The 16,395-nt window shown below is 44.7% G+C and carries 14 protein-coding genes and 3 tRNA genes; 9 read left to right on the top strand and 8 right to left on the bottom strand.

Annotation, left to right across the window (positions count from 1 at the left end):
* The first annotated feature begins 124 nt into the window (after nt 1-124).
* From menC to EX191_RS12720, 3 genes are all read left to right on the top strand, one after another.
* Nucleotides 125-1,114 (top strand): o-succinylbenzoate synthase, encoded by a 990-nt coding sequence (menC, locus tag EX191_RS12730; RefSeq protein ID WP_193447858.1) that lies wholly within the window; start codon nt 125-127, stop codon nt 1,112-1,114.
* Nucleotides 1,099-2,526: an o-succinylbenzoate--CoA ligase gene (menE, locus tag EX191_RS12725; RefSeq protein WP_193447857.1), complete on the top strand. Its 1,428-nt coding sequence runs from the start codon at nt 1,099-1,101 to the stop codon at nt 2,524-2,526. Before menC ends, menE begins: the two co-directional genes overlap by 16 nt.
* 100 nt (nt 2,527-2,626) lie before the next feature.
* Nucleotides 2,627-2,815: a hypothetical protein gene (locus EX191_RS12720; RefSeq protein ID WP_164666886.1), complete on the top strand. Its 189-nt coding sequence runs from the start codon at nt 2,627-2,629 to the stop codon at nt 2,813-2,815.
* Here the strand turns inward: EX191_RS12720 and EX191_RS12715 are convergent.
* From EX191_RS12715 to EX191_RS12705, 3 genes are all read right to left on the bottom strand, one after another.
* A complete protein-coding gene (locus EX191_RS12715) occupies nt 2,805-3,740 on the bottom strand; it encodes a YeiH family protein (protein ID WP_193447856.1) in 936 nt (311 codons plus the stop codon). The genes EX191_RS12720 and EX191_RS12715 overlap by 11 nt on opposite strands.
* A 116-nt stretch (nt 3,741-3,856) precedes the next feature.
* Nucleotides 3,857-5,731 (bottom strand): MFS transporter, encoded by a 1,875-nt coding sequence (locus EX191_RS12710; RefSeq protein WP_193447855.1) that lies wholly within the window; start codon nt 5,729-5,731, stop codon nt 3,857-3,859.
* 13 nt (nt 5,732-5,744) lie between these two features.
* Nucleotides 5,745-6,335, bottom strand: coding sequence for a TetR/AcrR family transcriptional regulator (locus tag EX191_RS12705; protein ID WP_006743255.1), 591 nt, complete (start codon nt 6,333-6,335; stop codon nt 5,745-5,747).
* Nucleotides 6,336-6,713: 378 nt separating this feature from the next.
* Here EX191_RS12705 and EX191_RS12700 point away from each other — a divergent pair, with 378 nt between their 5' ends.
* Nucleotides 6,714-7,586 (top strand): Tim44 domain-containing protein, encoded by an 873-nt coding sequence (locus EX191_RS12700; protein ID WP_046874203.1) that lies wholly within the window; start codon nt 6,714-6,716, stop codon nt 7,584-7,586.
* A 426-nt stretch (nt 7,587-8,012) separates the two neighbouring features.
* Here EX191_RS12700 and EX191_RS12695 read toward each other — a convergent pair.
* From EX191_RS12695 to EX191_RS12685, 3 genes are all read right to left on the bottom strand, one after another.
* A tRNA-Tyr gene (locus tag EX191_RS12695) sits at nt 8,013-8,097 on the bottom strand.
* 84 nt (nt 8,098-8,181) lie between these two features.
* Nucleotides 8,182-8,266 (bottom strand) — tRNA-Tyr (locus EX191_RS12690).
* Between the two features lie 84 nt (nt 8,267-8,350).
* A tRNA-Tyr gene (locus EX191_RS12685) sits at nt 8,351-8,435 on the bottom strand.
* Nucleotides 8,436-8,719: 284 nt separating this feature from the next.
* Here EX191_RS12685 and EX191_RS12680 point away from each other — a divergent pair.
* The 3 genes from EX191_RS12680 to EX191_RS12670 all read left to right on the top strand — a co-directional run bounded on the left by EX191_RS12680 (nt 8,720) and on the right by EX191_RS12670 (nt 13,362).
* Nucleotides 8,720-9,829, top strand: a complete 1,110-nt coding sequence (locus EX191_RS12680; protein ID WP_134646979.1) for an efflux RND transporter periplasmic adaptor subunit — start codon at nt 8,720-8,722, stop codon at nt 9,827-9,829.
* Complete coding sequence (vmeF, locus tag EX191_RS12675; protein ID WP_193447854.1) at nt 9,829-12,942, top strand: multidrug efflux RND transporter permease subunit VmeF; 3,114 nt, start codon at nt 9,829-9,831, stop codon at nt 12,940-12,942. The genes EX191_RS12680 and vmeF overlap by 1 nt, the downstream gene beginning before the upstream one ends.
* 222 nt (nt 12,943-13,164) lie before the next feature.
* Nucleotides 13,165-13,362 carry a type II secretion system protein gene (locus tag EX191_RS12670; protein WP_005390570.1) on the top strand — a complete coding sequence of 66 codons (198 nt, stop codon included), beginning with the start codon at nt 13,165-13,167 and terminating at the stop codon, nt 13,360-13,362.
* Nucleotides 13,363-13,452: 90 nt separating this feature from the next.
* Here EX191_RS12670 and EX191_RS12665 read toward each other — a convergent pair whose 3' ends face one another.
* The gene (locus EX191_RS12665) at nt 13,453-14,028 is read right to left on the bottom strand and encodes a porin family protein (protein ID WP_012842010.1); all 576 of its coding nucleotides are present in this window, start codon (nt 14,026-14,028) and stop codon (nt 13,453-13,455) included.
* Nucleotides 14,029-14,241: 213 nt separating this feature from the next.
* On the opposite strand from EX191_RS12665, the gene EX191_RS12660 reads away from it, so the two are divergent.
* Complete coding sequence (locus tag EX191_RS12660; RefSeq protein ID WP_005390574.1) at nt 14,242-14,559, top strand: DUF1244 domain-containing protein; 318 nt, start codon at nt 14,242-14,244, stop codon at nt 14,557-14,559.
* Between the two features lie 62 nt (nt 14,560-14,621).
* Here EX191_RS12660 and EX191_RS12655 read toward each other — a convergent pair whose 3' ends face one another.
* On the bottom strand, nt 14,622-15,716 hold the full coding sequence (locus EX191_RS12655; RefSeq protein WP_193447853.1) for a PLP-dependent cysteine synthase family protein: 1,095 nt from the start codon (nt 15,714-15,716) through the stop codon (nt 14,622-14,624).
* A 138-nt stretch (nt 15,717-15,854) separates the two neighbouring features.
* Between EX191_RS12655 and EX191_RS12650 the strand changes: the two genes are divergently transcribed.
* Nucleotides 15,855-16,346: an Lrp/AsnC family transcriptional regulator gene (locus tag EX191_RS12650; protein ID WP_193447852.1), complete on the top strand. Its 492-nt coding sequence runs from the start codon at nt 15,855-15,857 to the stop codon at nt 16,344-16,346.
* The last annotated feature ends 49 nt before the right edge of the window (nt 16,347-16,395 follow it).

Genomic DNA, 16,395 nt, shown 5'->3' with positions numbered 1-16,395 from the left:
CGTATAAAAAGAGGAGTGTTTTAGCTCCTCTGTTCCATTTTTCCTGAGCGCCTCGCCCTCTGGGAGGCTGGTGGGATTGCTCGCCAGAGCGCTCAAATATACGGCATTACATAGGACTCGAATTATGCGTGAAGCGAAAATTTATCGTTATAGCTTGCCCATGGATAGTGGTGTCATCCTGCGAGACAATAAGCTAACTGAACGTGTTGGTTATGTTGTTGCGCTTTCTGAAGGTGACCAAATAGGGCTTGGAGAAGTCGCTCCTCTTCCTGGTTTTAGTTTAGAGAGCACCGAAGATGCTGGTATTCAGCTACAAGAACAAGCGGAGCGTTGGGTAGCAGGATTGGATGTGGATTACGCCAACATGTATCCATCGGTCGCGTTTGGTTTATCGATGGCACAGTTAGAGTTAGCTGGTGGCCTGCCCCAACAAGGTAAGTATCAAACAGCGCCGCTGTGTACTGGTGACCCAGACGAGCTCATTCCAAAGCTGAACGAAATGGAAGGCGAGAAAGTCGCGAAAGTAAAAGTCGGGCTTTATGAGCCAATTCGCGATGGCATGCTTGTGAACCTTTTCCTTGAATCTATCCCTCAATTAACGCTTCGACTTGATGCAAACCGCGCTTGGACACCAGAAAAAGCGCAGCAGTTTGCTAAATACATTACTCCGTCTCTGCGTCAGCGCATTACCTTTTTGGAAGAGCCGTGCTGCTCTCCTGGCGATAGTCTCTCTTTTGCTATCAATACTGGTATTGCGATTGCTTGGGATGAAACGTTGCAAGATGCGGTTCGTCGAGAGGATTTCCGTCTTGAAGATCTAACTGGTGTGAAAACGATCATCATCAAACCCACACTCATTGGTTCGGTGGATTTTTGTATTACACTGATAGAGAAGGCGAAGTCACTGGGGATGAAAGCGGTTATTAGCTCGAGCATTGAATCCAGTCTCGGTTTAACGCAATTAGCGCGCTTTGCCCAATGGCAGCTGCCTGATGAAGTTCCAGGTTTGGATACGATTGGCCTATTCAAAGCTCAGTTAGAGCAAGGCTGGCCTAAGTGTGAACTTCCCGTTCTTCCTCTGAAAGATCAGGAGATTGTGTGGCATTCTGCATAGACAATGTTGCGAAGGCACCGTGGAAATATTGGGCTCAAACGAGCCCTTTTTCTATTGCACTCAAGACACCAACAGAAACATTAAACTGGCAACAACTCTCAGTACGTATTGACCAATACGCTCACTATTTGAATGACTTGGGCGTAACGCGGGGAGATGTGCTGACTTTGGTAGGTAAAAACCAAGTCGAAACTCTGCTGTTTTATCTTGCTTCCAAGCAGTTAGGCGCACTTGCCGCGCTGACCATGGTACAACCACTCGATACGTTACAGAGTAAACTTGCGACCCTTTATAAACCTGAACAAACTCGGTTTATCTGGTTTTCTCAGGAGTGCGCTTCGACCTTTTCTGAACATGATATACAAAAACTCAAGGCAACATTGCTTTCACCGCCCTTAGTTTCACAACAAGAGCGTGATGCGGTGATTGAAGATGCCTATCACCATGACAGGCTCGCTTCAGTGGTATTTACCTCTGGCTCGACAGGAGAGCCTAAAGCTGTGGTTCATACACATCGACAACACCTTGCATCCGCAGAAGGCTTGCTGCAAGAGTTCATTTTCACTCAGCAAGATTCTTGGTTATTGTCGCTTCCGCTTTATCACGTCTCTGGATTGGCGATTGTATATCGTTGGCTATATGTCGGAGCGACATTGAAAATCGGTACAGGAAAACTTGTCGAAGATATTCAGGGCGTGTCACACGCCTCTTTGGTTGCAACGCAGCTCAAACGGCTATTGGATGATGATGCTCACTTGTCATTGACGCATGTTTTATTGGGCGGCAGCCACGTTGCTCACGAGTTGGCGTTGCGAGCAACAGGACGAGGGATTGAGGCGTGGTTAGGTTATGGGATGACGGAAGCAGCCTCTACCGTTACCGCAAAGAGAATTGACAGTACCAGTAATGCTGGACACGTATTGAATCATCGTAAGATAAAGTTGGTTGGCCAACGCATTTTTGTCGGTGGTAAAACATTAGCGGCAGGGTATTTTCATCAAGGTCATGTTACTCCGTTTCTGGATGAGAAAGGCTGGTTCGATAGCAAGGATCTCGGTGAGTGGCAAGGTGACGAGTTAAAGATCATCGGCCGTGCCGACAATCAATTTATCTCTGGTGGTGAGAACATTCATTGTGAAGAGATTGAGGCAGCATTGAACCAAATTGATGGCGTGGTGCAGAGCATAGTGGTTCCAGTCGAAGATGCGGAATTTGGTCATCGCCCTGTTGCTGTGATTCAGACCAATGATTTGCGCAGCAAAGCGGAATATGACCTGCATTTGCAATCCAAATTAGAGAAGTTTAAATGGCCAGTGGAATACCATTTAATGCCACAAGTGCTACTAGAAAGTGGGATCAAAGTTTCTCGGAAGGCAGTGAAGGAGTGGCTATTGCCATCAATTCAGCATTAGTCAATTTTGCTATGTATTAGTCAGAAAGGGAATTTCGTATCCTTATAACTCTGAATCATAATTATGCTTCTTCGAAGAGAGAAAAGGCATAAGGTTCAGGATGGTAAAGCTAGTATTAATTGCGGCGGTAGCACTACAAATTGGTATTGCAATAAGCAGTGAAGGGCTCGCCCGCTCTCTTGCAGAGCTGACGGCCTTTTTGATCGCTATCGCATTGGTCGTTACATACAAAAACAGCAAACTTGAGCCGTCGTCACCTCAACACGATGAGAAGACCACTAATATCTAAACAATAACCAACTTAGAGAAGTGGTTGAAATTAACACCCACAGAGTTACACCAAACAACAGTGGCTTGGCTCCAGCAGACCTCAGCTTCGAAATTGAAATGCTGCAACCAATCAGGAACAGACACACCACCAAAGCTTGTTTCGCTCCAACGAAAATACCGTGATAGACCATTTCAAATTGAGGGAAGAAGTCGCTAAACACGATGGCTGCGCAGTACCAAAAAATGAAATAAGGAATAACTAACTTTTTCGTTCCATTCTCTTTCTGGTCTCTCGAAAAGATCACGGCACTGATCAGTGCGACAGGGATGATCCACAAAGCTCGTGCGAGTTTTAACGTTGTTGCTGTAGTTAGCGCTTCTTCACCGTAGGCTGAGGCAGCCCCAACAACAGAAGAAGTGTCATGAATAGCAATCGCGGCCCATGTACCAAATGTGTGTTGATCTAGCCCTAAAGCATGCCCAACCACAGGAAACACGAATAGTGCGATGGAGTTTAGGACAAATACCGTTGCCAGTGCTAATCCAATCTGTTCGTCTTTTGCTTTAATCGCTGGTGCCACCGCGGCAATTGCACTACCACCACAAATTGCTGTACCTGACGAGATTAAGTATGCGGTTACTCGCTCCAACTTAATTATTCTGGCAATGATAGTGCCTATGATCAGTGTGCCCGCAATCGTGGCGATAATCAGACCGATACCATCCGACGTGACAGAGAGTGCTTGCTCAAAGTTGATGCCAAAGCCTAAACCAATAATCGAGTAGGACAGCAGCTTTTTAGTAAAAGAAGCAATGGGCAGTTCTGAAGGCACAAAACCAAAACTTGCGAGTAGAAAACCAATAACTAGGGCAATAGGAGAGGAGACAAAAGGGGTTAAGCAAACGAGTAACGCCAATCCAAACAAGAGGTAGTTTCTATTCAAGGTTTTTATTCGCTGTTGTGAATGAAAGCGCGAGTATATCGCACTGAGTGTGGTCAGTTTGTCTTAATGATTTGAACACATGTTCAGTTATTCTAAACATGTGTTCAAATGTATTTTTATCGCCAGTCGCCTCTAAGTTGATGCACTCTATCGAACATCGTTTTTGCCGTTGCTTCATTTGGTGGAACCGGCTGTCCGGCTTCAATTTCTAGCTTTGACCAAAATCGAGCCGGTAAGCCACAACATGCGCGGCCTTTCGCGCGGCTGAAATAGCTTCCCCATAAGCCTTTGAGTGCCACGGGTATGACAGGTACTGGGCTGCGACGCAGAATAATATCAATGCCACGCATGAATTCATTCATTTCACCGTCTGAGGTTAATTTCCCTTCTGGGAAAATACAGACGATATGTCCTTCGCTTAATGCGGTTTCTACATCATTAAATGCACGCCTGATGGAGTTTCTGTTACTCGCTGAAATCGGAATTACCCCAGTTCTGCGTAAAAAGCGTCTTAGTGGCGGTAGGTTGGCGTAATCTTCCTCCATCACAAAACGAATCAACCTTGGGCATACTGCGCTAAGTAGCAAGGCGTCCATATAGCTCACGTGATTACATACGATCAACGCACCGCCTTGTTCTGGCAAGTTATGTAGGTTTTTATGTTTCACTCGATAAATAGTATGAGTTAGCATCCAAACCACAAAACGGACAACGAATATCGGTATTTGCAAAAAAATGTAAGCGGCGACCAAGAAATTCAAAATGGCTAACAATGCAAACAATTGAGGAATTGTCATCTTGATTACACTTAGGCACACAATACCTAAGACAGCACTGCCGACCATAAACAGAGAGTTAAAGATATTGAGCCCTGCGATGACTTGCGCGCGCTCGGTTTCCTTTGCTCTATGTTGCATTAATGCGTAAAGCGGTACGATAAAAAGCCCGCCAGAGGCGCCAATCATCAATAGATAGAAAAATAATGGCCAAAAAGGCTCATATCTAACGAAGTCTACAAAGTTATGGAAGATAGGTAGGTCACTTGGAATGGAGGTTGCCATCAAGTACCCAAATACCGTAATGCCAAGTGCGCCAATAGGCACAATACCGACTTCGATACGATGATTCGAGATCCAATTGCAAAGTAGCGACCCTAGCGCGATACCAATGGAAAACAGAGCAAGCAAGAAAGACACCGCACTCTCGGTGCCATTTAAGTAAGTCTTGGTGAAATTCGGGAACTGGGTTAGATAGGCGGCGCCTAAAAACCAGAACCAGCTTATCGCCATAATACATTGAAAAACAACACGATCTGATTTTGCGATGGATAGCGTGTGTTTAGTTTGTTTGTACGGTTGCCAACGAAAAGAAAGATTAGGTGCGCTGGCGGCTGCAAAGGGTATTGAGCGGCTCGACAAATATCCTAACAATGCAAAGAGTACGACACAAAATGCGGCAAGGTATTTTGCGTTGTCTGCTGAGGCGATAATTCCAGCACCTAGGGTACCAATAAGGATGGCGATAAAGGTACCAGCTTCAACAAGGGCGTTGCCTGGCACTAACTCTTTCGCGTTTAATTTTTGGGGCAAAAGGGCATATTTAACCGGTCCAAAGAATGCTGACTGTGTGCCCATTAAGAACAGTAGCAGCAAAAGCACACCATAACTTTCGGTTATAAAACCAATGGCGCCCAAAAGCATGATGGCGATTTCAAACAGCTTTACCTTGCGAATAAACCATGATTTTTCATATTTATCGGCTAATACGCCAGCTGAAGCGGAGAATAGAAAGAACGGTAGAATGAACAAGCCAGCCGCTAAATTGATGAACAAGTTGCTCGAAATAGGTAGTGCGCTGGATCCCGCGAAGGCGACAAACAGCAGCAAAACGTTTTTAAAAATATTGTCGTTGAAAGCGCCAAAAAACTGAGTAATGAAATAGGGTAGGAACTTTCTTTGTGTAAGTAAGGACGGCTGTCTGTCGGACGACATGGATAATCCTTTGTTACCAGTTTGTGAGGTAGTTAGAAAGCAGGTTACTGATTAATTCTTTACCATCAATGGGTTCACTAGAGAAAAATTTATCGTCAACACTGAGTAAAGTAATACCGTGTACGCCAGACCAAAGCACTCGACTCGCTTGAATCACTTCGGACTCGGTACGATGTGGTGCGATTTGAGCCAATAGTGACTCCAGCATTCCTGTCATCCCGTCGATACGTTTGGCATGCCATTCTGGAAGCTCTGCACCATTCATGTTGTGCTCGAAAACTAACTGCCAACGGTAAGGGTGCTTTTGAGCGAAATCGTGGTAGCAATAAGCCAGTTCAAATAGAGCTTGATGAGCGTCTTTACTGCTATTGGTCGCCTTCAGTGCTTCTTGGGATAGTTCGTCTAAAGTTTGCGCGACTACGTGTAAAAGTAACAGGTTATAGTTGCCAAAAATGTTGACTAATGTGCTTGGCACGTAACCAATCATGTTAGCGATTTTACGAAGACTGAGTTCGTGGTAAGAATTCTCATCTAAAAAGTTTTTGACTGTTGTTAAAGTCAAATTCACTAACTCTTCTCTGGTGTGATCGTTTCTGCGCGCCATACTCTCAAACTGCTTTATTGAACATCGTTCAATATGATAGTCAGCTACCTATTAACCGTCAACAAGGCAATATACTCAAGTGACGTCAAGGTGCAGGATTCTGAGCTGTGTCACTGATTCTAATTCAAGTAAAACATCCCCGAGTAGTAGCGAGTTCATTCCAAGCATTTCTAAACGAACCAAGTATCTCGAAGTTAACCGAGAGCAGTCAGTACCTTTGGCAATATTCTGATACATGTCAGCTTCTGTAAGCTGTTTTCATCAACAGGCATACAGAGTATGATGACGTAACAATCATCTTTGGCGTGCTACTGTTTGAAACAATCGTTGTTTCGTCTGATAGAGCACAATCTTAGATAGCTAACTTTAAGGATAACGATGAAACGTTTATTTTCTATTGTTGCTCTGTTGATGTTTACCGTTGCTGTAACGCCTATCGCGGAAGCGAAGAAGTTTGGTGGCAGTAAGTCTTTCGGTAAGAGCTACAAAACAGCGCCAGCACCAAAACAACAGCAACAAAACACCAATACGGTCGGCAAAGATCAGACGGCAAAGTCTTCAAGTAAAAAAGGCTTAATGGGTGGTCTGCTAGGCGGACTTCTTGCTGGTGGTCTACTTGCTGCATTCTTTGGCGGTGCTTTTGAAGGTATCCAATTTATGGATATCCTAATTATTGGTTTGATTGCCTTTGTCATCTTTAAATTAATGCGCGGTATGCTAGGTGCGAAGCAGGGCAGTATGAACCAGCATCGCCAGCAACCTGCATTTGGTGGTAACGCATCTAAGTTTGAGCAACCAAACATGCAAAACTTTGAGCAACAGCCAAACACAAATAATGGTGGCTTTGGTGGTTTCGGCGCTCAAACGGACGTACCACATAACTACCCACCGGGCTTTGACCAAGCAGCGTTCATTAACGGCTCTCGTGAACACTACCGAATCCTGCAAGGAGCGTGGAATCACAATCAACTGGAAACCATTGAAGAATATGTTTCTCCAAGCTTGTTTGAAGATCTGAAAGCAGAGCGCGCGAAGCTCGACGGTGAGCAGCATACTGATGTAATGTACGTTGATGCAGAGATCGTCCGTGCCGATTACGATGCAAATAAAGCACAGCTTAGCCTGCAGTTTAGCGGTCGTTACCGTGACACAGTAGAAGGTGTTGAAGAAGAAATCGAAGATATCTGGCACCTAGAGCGTGACCTGACTGTGCCTAATGCACCATGGTTAATTGTTGGTATTCAAGGCTAGTCACCTTTAAACCAATTTAGTCACTAATAAAAATCCCGCGCCCCCTGCGGGATTTTTTGTATCTGTCGTTTGTATCTACGAAAGATATTTTTATAAAACCTGCCAGGTGGAGTCTTCATCATAGCTCGCGCTTAACTCTGCCGAATATCTTTTTTGCTAGCTACTCCTCAAGTGCTTTACTGAATGTTTTTAGCATTCACATTATGGTCATTGCGATAAAACAAGGACAAAGTGCTAGTACATTGTTTGTATTACAACGACCAGATCCGAACTTTGGCCATAGGAGATTCGCTTTGGCCCAGTTGTTAAAGTAGGATCCAACAGAGGGAGAACCGCGAAGAAGTTGGGTTAAATAAGGAAGGTCTTGTTACTTTATCAAGAATCCGAAACGAAAAAAGCCAGCTCAATGAGCTGGCTTTTTCAATATGGTGGAGGGGGACGGATTCGAACCATCGAAGGCAGTGCCGGCAGATTTACAGTCTGCTCCCTTTGGCCACTCGGGAACCCCTCCAGGGTGTTTTATACTTGAAAATTAGTTTCCCAACCTAGCTTCCAAGTTGTTCTTATGTTTAAAGGAAAAACACAAGAAAGAATATGGTGGAGGGGGACGGATTCGAACCATCGAAGGCAGTGCCGGCAGATTTACAGTCTGCTCCCTTTGGCCACTCGGGAACCCCTCCAGGGTGTTTTATACTTAAAAGATAGTTTCCCAACCTAGCTTCCAAGTTGTTCTTATGTTTAAAGGAAAAACACAAGAAAGAATATGGTGGAGGGGGACGGATTCGAACCATCGAAGGCAGTGCCGGCAGATTTACAGTCTGCTCCCTTTGGCCACTCGGGAACCCCTCCAGAGGATTTTTATACTTAGTAAGATGTTTTCCCAACTCATCTCCCAAGTGCGGAGCGAATCATAGCAAACTCGCTCAGGCTGTAAAGCGTTTTTCTTGCGTTTTTACGTTGAATGCTGTCTTTTTGGGCAAAGATGGTAGAAAGTCAGCGTTTTGTGTGTCCTTTGAACAGAAGAGAAACGCTCTTTTTACTTGAATTTACACTACTTGACGTTAAACCACGTATCTACTGATAAAATGTAAGCAGTTTAATGACATAAGTTTATTCGTTTAGAAGTCAATATCATGAGCATGAAAGCCACGTTATCGTTATCTGTTTTAACGCTTTCTATATTAATGAGTTCTCCATCAGCTTTCGCAGCTATGCGAGGCTCAGCAGTTACCGTCGTAACTGAGCAAGTAGAAACGCACGAGATCAATCAATCCTTATCGCTTATCGGTAAATTAGAAGCGGCGGAGTCTGTGGTTGTTGCATCGGAAGTCGCCGGCAAAGTGAATCAAATCGCTGTTAAAGCGAATCAAAATGTCCAACAAGGTCAGCTGTTAATCAAGTTGGATGATGATAAGGCTCAAGCCGCTTTGATTGAGGCAAAGGCGTACCTTAAAGATGAACAACGTAAGCTAAAAGAGTTTCAACGTTTGGTTAAGCGAAATGCTATCACCCAAACTGAGATCGACGCACAAAAAGCAAGTGTTGAAATCGCACAAGCAAGGCTGGACGCCGCTCAAGCAAATTTGGCCGATCTTCATATTACGGCTCCATTCTCTGGCACTGTTGGTTTCATTGACTTTAGTCGCGGTAAAATGGTTAGCGCGGGTACAGAGCTGTTGACCTTGGATGACCTTTCCGTCATGGAGCTGGATTTACAAGTACCGGAGCGCTATTTATCGATGCTTTCTATTGGTATGGAAGTCATTGCCAAAACCAGTGCATGGGGTGAACAGACGTTTACTGGTCAAGTCACAGGCATTGATACGCGGATTAGCTCAGAAACGCTGAACCTGCGTGTGCGTATTGAGTTTGAGAACCCTGAAAACCGCTTAAAGCCGGGCATGTTAATGAATGCATCATTGGCCTTCCCTGCGATTGAAGCGCCAATTATCCCGGTTCAAGCACTAGAATACTCTGGCACCAAGCGTTACGTATACGTCATCGATGACAACAATAAAGCGACTCGACAAGAAGTCATTCTCGGTGCTCGTGTCGATAACGAAGTCGTTATTGAATCAGGCGTTGAAGTTGGCGACAAAATTGTTGTACAGGGCATCGTTAATATGCGAGATGGTGTTGAAGTTAAGGAAATTGTCGCACCAGGAAAGTCAAAAACAGCTAACGCAACTGGTAATCAAGGTGTTCAAAGCACGCAAGACGAAGCGGCTAAGGAAGCAAACTAATGTTACTTTCTGACGTTTCTGTAAAACGCCCAGTCGCAGCGTTGGTATTGAGTATGCTGCTGTGTGTATTTGGCTTTGTATCCTTTACGAAACTAGCGGTGCGAGAAATGCCGGACATTGAAAGTCCGGTCGTTTCTATTAGTACGCGTTACGAGGGCGCTTCCGCGACGATCATCGAGAGTCAAATTACTTCTGTATTAGAAGATCAGCTTTCAGGTATCAGCGGAATAGATGAGATCAGTTCGACGACGCGAAACAGCAGTTCGCGTATCACGATCACTTTTGAGCTAGGTTACGATCTCAATACGGGTGTTAGTGATGTTCGCGACGCGGTGGCTCGCGCTCAACGTTCGCTACCTGATGAAGCGGACGATCCAATTGTCTACAAGAATAACGGTTCAGGTCAGGCCTCCCTCTATATTAACCTCAGCTCTGCAGAGATGGACCGCACTCAATTGACGGATTATGCCGAACGTGTACTGATGGATCGCTTTAGCTTGATCTCTGGGGTGAGCTCCATTGATCTTTCTGGTGGTTTGTACAAAGTGATGTACGTGAAGCTTAAGCCAGAGCTGATGGCGGGGCGCTCAGTCACGGCTTCGGACATTACATCGGCACTGCGAAGTGAAAACTTAGAAAGTCCGGGTGGTGAAGTTCGTAATGATTCGACAGTCATGTCGGTACGGACAGCGCGTAGCTATAACACGCCGGAAGATTTTCAGTACCTCGTGATTAAAAGGGCAAGCGACAACACGCCTATCTATTTGAAAGATGTCGCTGATGTTTTTATCGGTGCAGAGAACGAAAACTCGACCTTTAAAAGCGATGGCGTCGTCAATGTTAGTTTGGGGGTTGTTCCTCAGTCTGATGCGAACCCGTTAGAAGTAGCAAAATTAGTTCGAGCTGAAGTTGATAACATCCAGAAGTTCTTGCCGGAAGGAACGCGGCTTGCTATCGACTACGATGCGACGGTGTTTATCGAGCGCTCGATAGAAGAGGTATATAGCACGCTATTTATTACGGGCGGTTTGGTTATTTTGGTGTTGTACATCTTCATTGGTCAAGCTCGTGCAACCTTGATCCCAGCTGTTACGGTTCCTGTATCGCTGATTTCCTCATTCATTGCCGCTTATTACTTTGGCTTTTCTATCAATTTAATCACCTTGATGGCGTTGATCCTGTCTATCGGATTGGTAGTGGATGACGCGATTGTGGTTGTTGAAAACATCTTCCACCATATAGAACGTGGTGAATCACCTTTGCTTGCGGCCTATAAAGGCACGCGGGAAGTAGGTTTTGCCGTTATCGCGACAACGCTAGTGCTGGTGATGGTATTCCTGCCGATTTCCTTTATGGATGGCATGGTAGGTCTGCTATTTACTGAGTTTTCTGTCTTGTTGGCGATGTCTGTGATTTTCTCGTCTTTGATCGCCCTAACATTAACTCCTGTATTGGGTAGTCAGATTTTGAAGGCGAATGTAAAACCAAATCGATTTAATCAAGTGGTCGATCGCCTATTTAGCAAACTTGAGAGTGGTTACCGCTCATTATTGAAAGGCGCATTGAAAATGCGTTGGGCTGCACCGCTGGTGATTTTGGCGTGTTTGGGCGGCAGTTACTTCTTGATGAACCAAGTGCCAGCCCAGTTGACCCCTCAAGAAGATCGCGGCGTGATGTTTGCGTTTGTACGCGGGGCTGATGCTACGTCATACAATCGTATGTCAGCCAATATGGACATTGTTGAAGACCGATTGATGCCATTACTCGGGCAAGGGTATCTGAAGTCGTTTAGTATCCAAACGCCAGCGTTTGGTGGGCAGGCAGGCGATCAAACCGGCTTTGTTATCATGATTCTAGAAGACTGGAACGAGCGAGATGTAACAGCTCAGGAAGCGCTTAACAAAGTGCGTGGCGCACTGGCTGGCATACCTGATGTTCGAGTGTTCCCATTTATGCCTGGTTTCCAAGGTGGTTCGAGTGAGCCTGTTCAGTTTGTATTAGGTGGCTCTGATTACGATGAACTTCTCGTCTGGGCTGAAATGTTTAAAAACAAAGCAGAAGAATCGCCAATAATGGAAGGCGCTGAGATCGATTACTCAGAGAAAACGCCAGAGCTATTGGTTACGGTCGACAGACAGCGTGCCGCAGAACTAGGGGTCAGTGTCAAAGACATTTCTGATACGCTAGAAATCATGCTTGGTGGTAAAAGTGAAACGACTTATGTTGAGCGTGGCGAAGAGTATGATGTGTATCTTCGTGGTGATGAAAACAGCTTTAATAATGCAGCGGATTTAAGCCAGATTTATCTGCGAACTAATAGTGGGCAGTTAGTGACGTTAGACGCGGTCACTAAAATTGAAGAAGTGGCAGCTTCTATTCGTCTATCTCACTACAACAAACAGAAATCCATCACTATTACAGCCAACTTGTCAGAAGGCTACACATTAGGAGACGCGCTGAATTACCTTGATCAACAAGCGATAGACAACTTACCAGGTGACATCTCGGTGAGTTATTCTGGCGAGTCAAAAGACTTTAAAGAGAACCAAGCGAGTGTTGCTGTCGTGTTTGCGTTGGCATTGCTTGTGGCGTATCTCGTGTTGGCGGCTCAGTTTGAAAGCTTCGTGAACCCGTTAGTGGTGATGTTTACGGTACCGATGGGCGTATTTGGTGGCTTCCTTGGCTTGGTTGTGATGGGGCAAGGCATGAACATTTACAGCCAGATCGGCATGATCATGTTGATCGGCATGGTGACTAAAAACGGCATTTTGATTGTCGAATTTGCCAACCAGTTACGTGACCGTGGTGTTGAATTCGAAAAAGCGGTTATTGATGCGGCTGCGCGACGTCTACGCCCGATCTTGATGACAGCATTTACCACGCTTGCTGGTGCCATCCCGTTGATTGTTTCGACAGGGGCTGGTTATGAGAGCCGTATTGCCGTGGGTACCGTGATCTTTTTCGGGATGGGATTTGCGACATTGGTCACCTTATTTGTCATCCCGGCTATGTACCGATTGATTTCGGCGAAAACACAGGCGCCAGGTCATGTAGAAGCAGAATTGAACAAAGCACTCAGCCACGATACAAAAGGCCGTATTGCTCATCCTTAGCCGCTGTACGTAAAGCTTTGATTGAAAACACCGAACAACTTTTGTTCGGTGTTTTTTTATATTGAGAGTGATTACTTATAGATCTAACGATTATTTTTGTTTATTATTTCGCCACTTCTTCGAGGGGCACAGGACTCGCTCATCGTATTGACTGAATGTCGGGTCTTGTTAGGTTTCATGCCGGGAAAGCTGCATATACCTATTATTATTTGAGGTGTTCTCTTGAAAAAAGTACGTGGTAGTTACATGGTAGAAATGGTTTTAGTTGCGGGTGTTATGGCGTTGTTAGCGACCACTGCACTTCCGACGTTAACGAATGCACTAAAAGATCGTCAAGATGGCATTTTACACTCTCTCGATGCCGGTCAACCAAGTAGCCATGTGAATCAAGAGACAACAGAAAAGTTCTCCGCTCAGTAACTGATGACACTCCGTAGATTGTAAAACAAGCCGAGGTAAAAACCTCGGCTTGTTTGTATTTCAATTCTGGTAACTTGGTGCTACCTAATGTTAGAAGCGTTTCCCTAAGCTAACTTGCACACCTTCGTAGCTGTCGTAAAAATCTTCAAAGCCCATATCTGCGACATTATAGATGTACTCTGCGCGTAACCAGATATCTTTGCTCATATCCCAATGGACACCAGCACCGATGTTGAATAGTGCTCCTGAATCATCTGTGACTTTTTGTTGGTTTGGAACGTACATTTCTGCCTGAGTCCCTAACGCGGTCACGCGGCCAAACAAAGAAAGTGGCGTATCGCCAAGGTTATCACTGGTCAATACAGCTGACATACCCGCTTGGTAATAGTGCAAATCCAAATCTGTTTTCAGTTTGTCGTTCTTCAGTTCGTTTTGGGAATAGCGAAGCACACCTTCAAACGCAAGGTATTGATTAACATGATAGCCCCACCCAACAGTGATATGTGGTGTGGACCACTCATTGTCTCTGTCTGAGCCAAAATAGGGTGTATCAAAACCGACGTTACCAGTACCCAGATAAAAATAAGATTGATGAGTTTGTTCTTGAGCAGCAAAAGTCGGCACACTGATGGTCAAGGCAGACAATAATAGAATGGCGTTTTTCATAACTTGACGATAACCTTTGTAAAATATCGTTGTAATGAGTTGTGTTAATATTAATTTAATCAATAAGGTAGGTGGCGTTTATCATATCAGCTTTTGCGCAAAGGTAGTCATTTAGACTGGGAATTGTTGCGCTAAAGCAGACTTCCTAGGCTGGAGAACTTACTATTCGGTATGGTGACTAACGTCAATCAAATAAGAGAGAAGGAAAGGAAAGTGGCTGAATTCAAATATAAAAATCTGACTCAAGAAGAACAAGATAAGTTAGACGCGGCGACATTTCGTCGTTTATTGGCGCATTTAGACGCGAATAAAGACGTGCAGAACATCGACCTCATGATTCTTGCGGGCTTCTGTCGCAACTGCTTTAGCAAATGGTACAAAGCTGAAGCGGAAAATCTCGGTGTGGATTTAGATATTGATGACGCTCGCGAACGTGTTTACGGCATGACTTACGATGAATGGAAACAAAATCATCAGCCAGCGGCAACGCCAGAACAATTGGCGGCGTTTGAAGCGCGTCAGAAAAAGTAACCCCAATCAATAAAAAACAGCCCGTAAATAAGCGGGCTGTTTTTTACATTCGAATTTGCATCTTAAACGGTAATTGGACCGCAACATGTCGGCTCAACACAGCCTTTCGCTTGAATGACTTCAAGTTGCGCGAGGTAAGGTTGAATATCTCCGATGTTCTCTTTTACCCATGCTAAGTCGTAATACGTATCTAAGTAACGCTCACCAGAGTCACATAGAAGTGTCACGATAGAGCCTGTTTCACCGCGTTGTTTCATTTCGCAGGCCAGTTGAAGCACACCGTAGAGGTTCGTCCCCGTTGATGCGCCTACTTTACGCCCAATCAGCTGAGAAACCCAATGTGCAGTTGCCACACTGGCAGCGTCTGGAATTTTGCGCATTTCATCAATGACACCTGCAATAAAGCTTGGCTCGACACGTGGTCGACCAATGCCTTCAATTTTGCTGCCGGTCTCACCTTTTAATGAGTGATTACCTGACTGGAAAGCGTCGTAAAACACCGAGTTTTCAGGGTCTACGACACAAAGTTTGGTGTCGTATTTTTGGTAACGAATAAAACGGCCAATGGTTGCGGATGTACCACCAGTTCCTGGGCTCATTACTACCCAATTAGGAATTGGGTGATCTTCTAGTTCCATTTGGCTAAAGATAGAGTTCGCAATGTTGTTGTTGCCGCGCCAGTCAGTCGCACGTTCAGCATAAGTAAACTGATCCATGTAGTGACCATTTAACTCTTGAGCCAAGCGTCGAGACTCGTCATAAATCTGATCTGAGCGCTCTACAAGATGCGCTTTACCACCGTAAAACTCAATTTGTTCAATCTTTTTACGTGCGGTGGTTTTCGGCATAACAGCAATGAACGGTAAGCCAAGCAAGCGAGCAAAATACGCTTCTGAAACGGCAGTGCTGCCTGAGGACGCTTCAATCACTGTGGTTTCAGGACCAATCCATCCGTTACAAATCGCATAAAGAAACAACGAGCGTGCCAATCGGTGTTTCAGAGAGCCTGTTGGATGCGTGCTCTCATCTTTTAGGTAGATATCGATACCATCAAGAGAAGGCAGTTCAAGTTTAAATAAATGAGTATCAGCAGAACGTTGAAAGTCTGCTTCAATTTTACGCACTGCATTGTTGATCCAGTTGTGGTCAGTACACATGGCGTCTCTCCTTGGAAATCGATAGATAAGCATTAGATGGGAATAATTTACCTATAATACGAGAGAAAAACTTTGCTATAGTTGCCGGTAATGACTATTTTGATAGAAAAGTTTTCTACACTTCGTGGGTTTTATAGGATGAGTTTGGATCGGGTCGATAAACAGCTGCTTGCGTTGTTACAAACCGACAGCACCTTGTCATTAAATGAGTTAGCAGAGCAGGTAAATCTGACAACGACGCCATGTTGGAAGCGTTTGAAAAGGTTGGAAGAAGAAGGCTACATCGAAAAGCGCGTGGCGTTACTGAGTGCAGAAAAACTCGACCTGTCTTTTATCGCTTTTGTTCAGCTAAAAACCATCGATCACTCCGAAGATTGGTATCACCACTTTGTCACAACAGTGAGTGATTTCCCTGAGGTGATGGAGTTTTATCGTATGGCCGGCGAGTATGACTACATGATGAAAGTGCTAGTCAAAGATATGAAGTGTTTTGACGAGTTTTATAAGCGCTTAGTTAATAGTGTAAAGGGACTGTCTAATGTGACTTCAACATTTGCTATGGAATCCATTAAATCTGTCTCTTATACACATCTCAAAAAAAAAAAAAAAGGAAATACACAAGATGAATAACAAGTAAAGAGTTAAAGAGAATAAATCACATGTCACCACAAAGATGAGA

Source organism: Vibrio chemaguriensis (assembly GCF_012275705.1).
GTDB classification, from domain to species: domain Bacteria; phylum Pseudomonadota; class Gammaproteobacteria; order Enterobacterales; family Vibrionaceae; genus Vibrio; species Vibrio diabolicus.
Note: the sequence above shows the minus strand (reverse complement) of the source record. Positions and strands in the feature narration are given on the sequence as shown.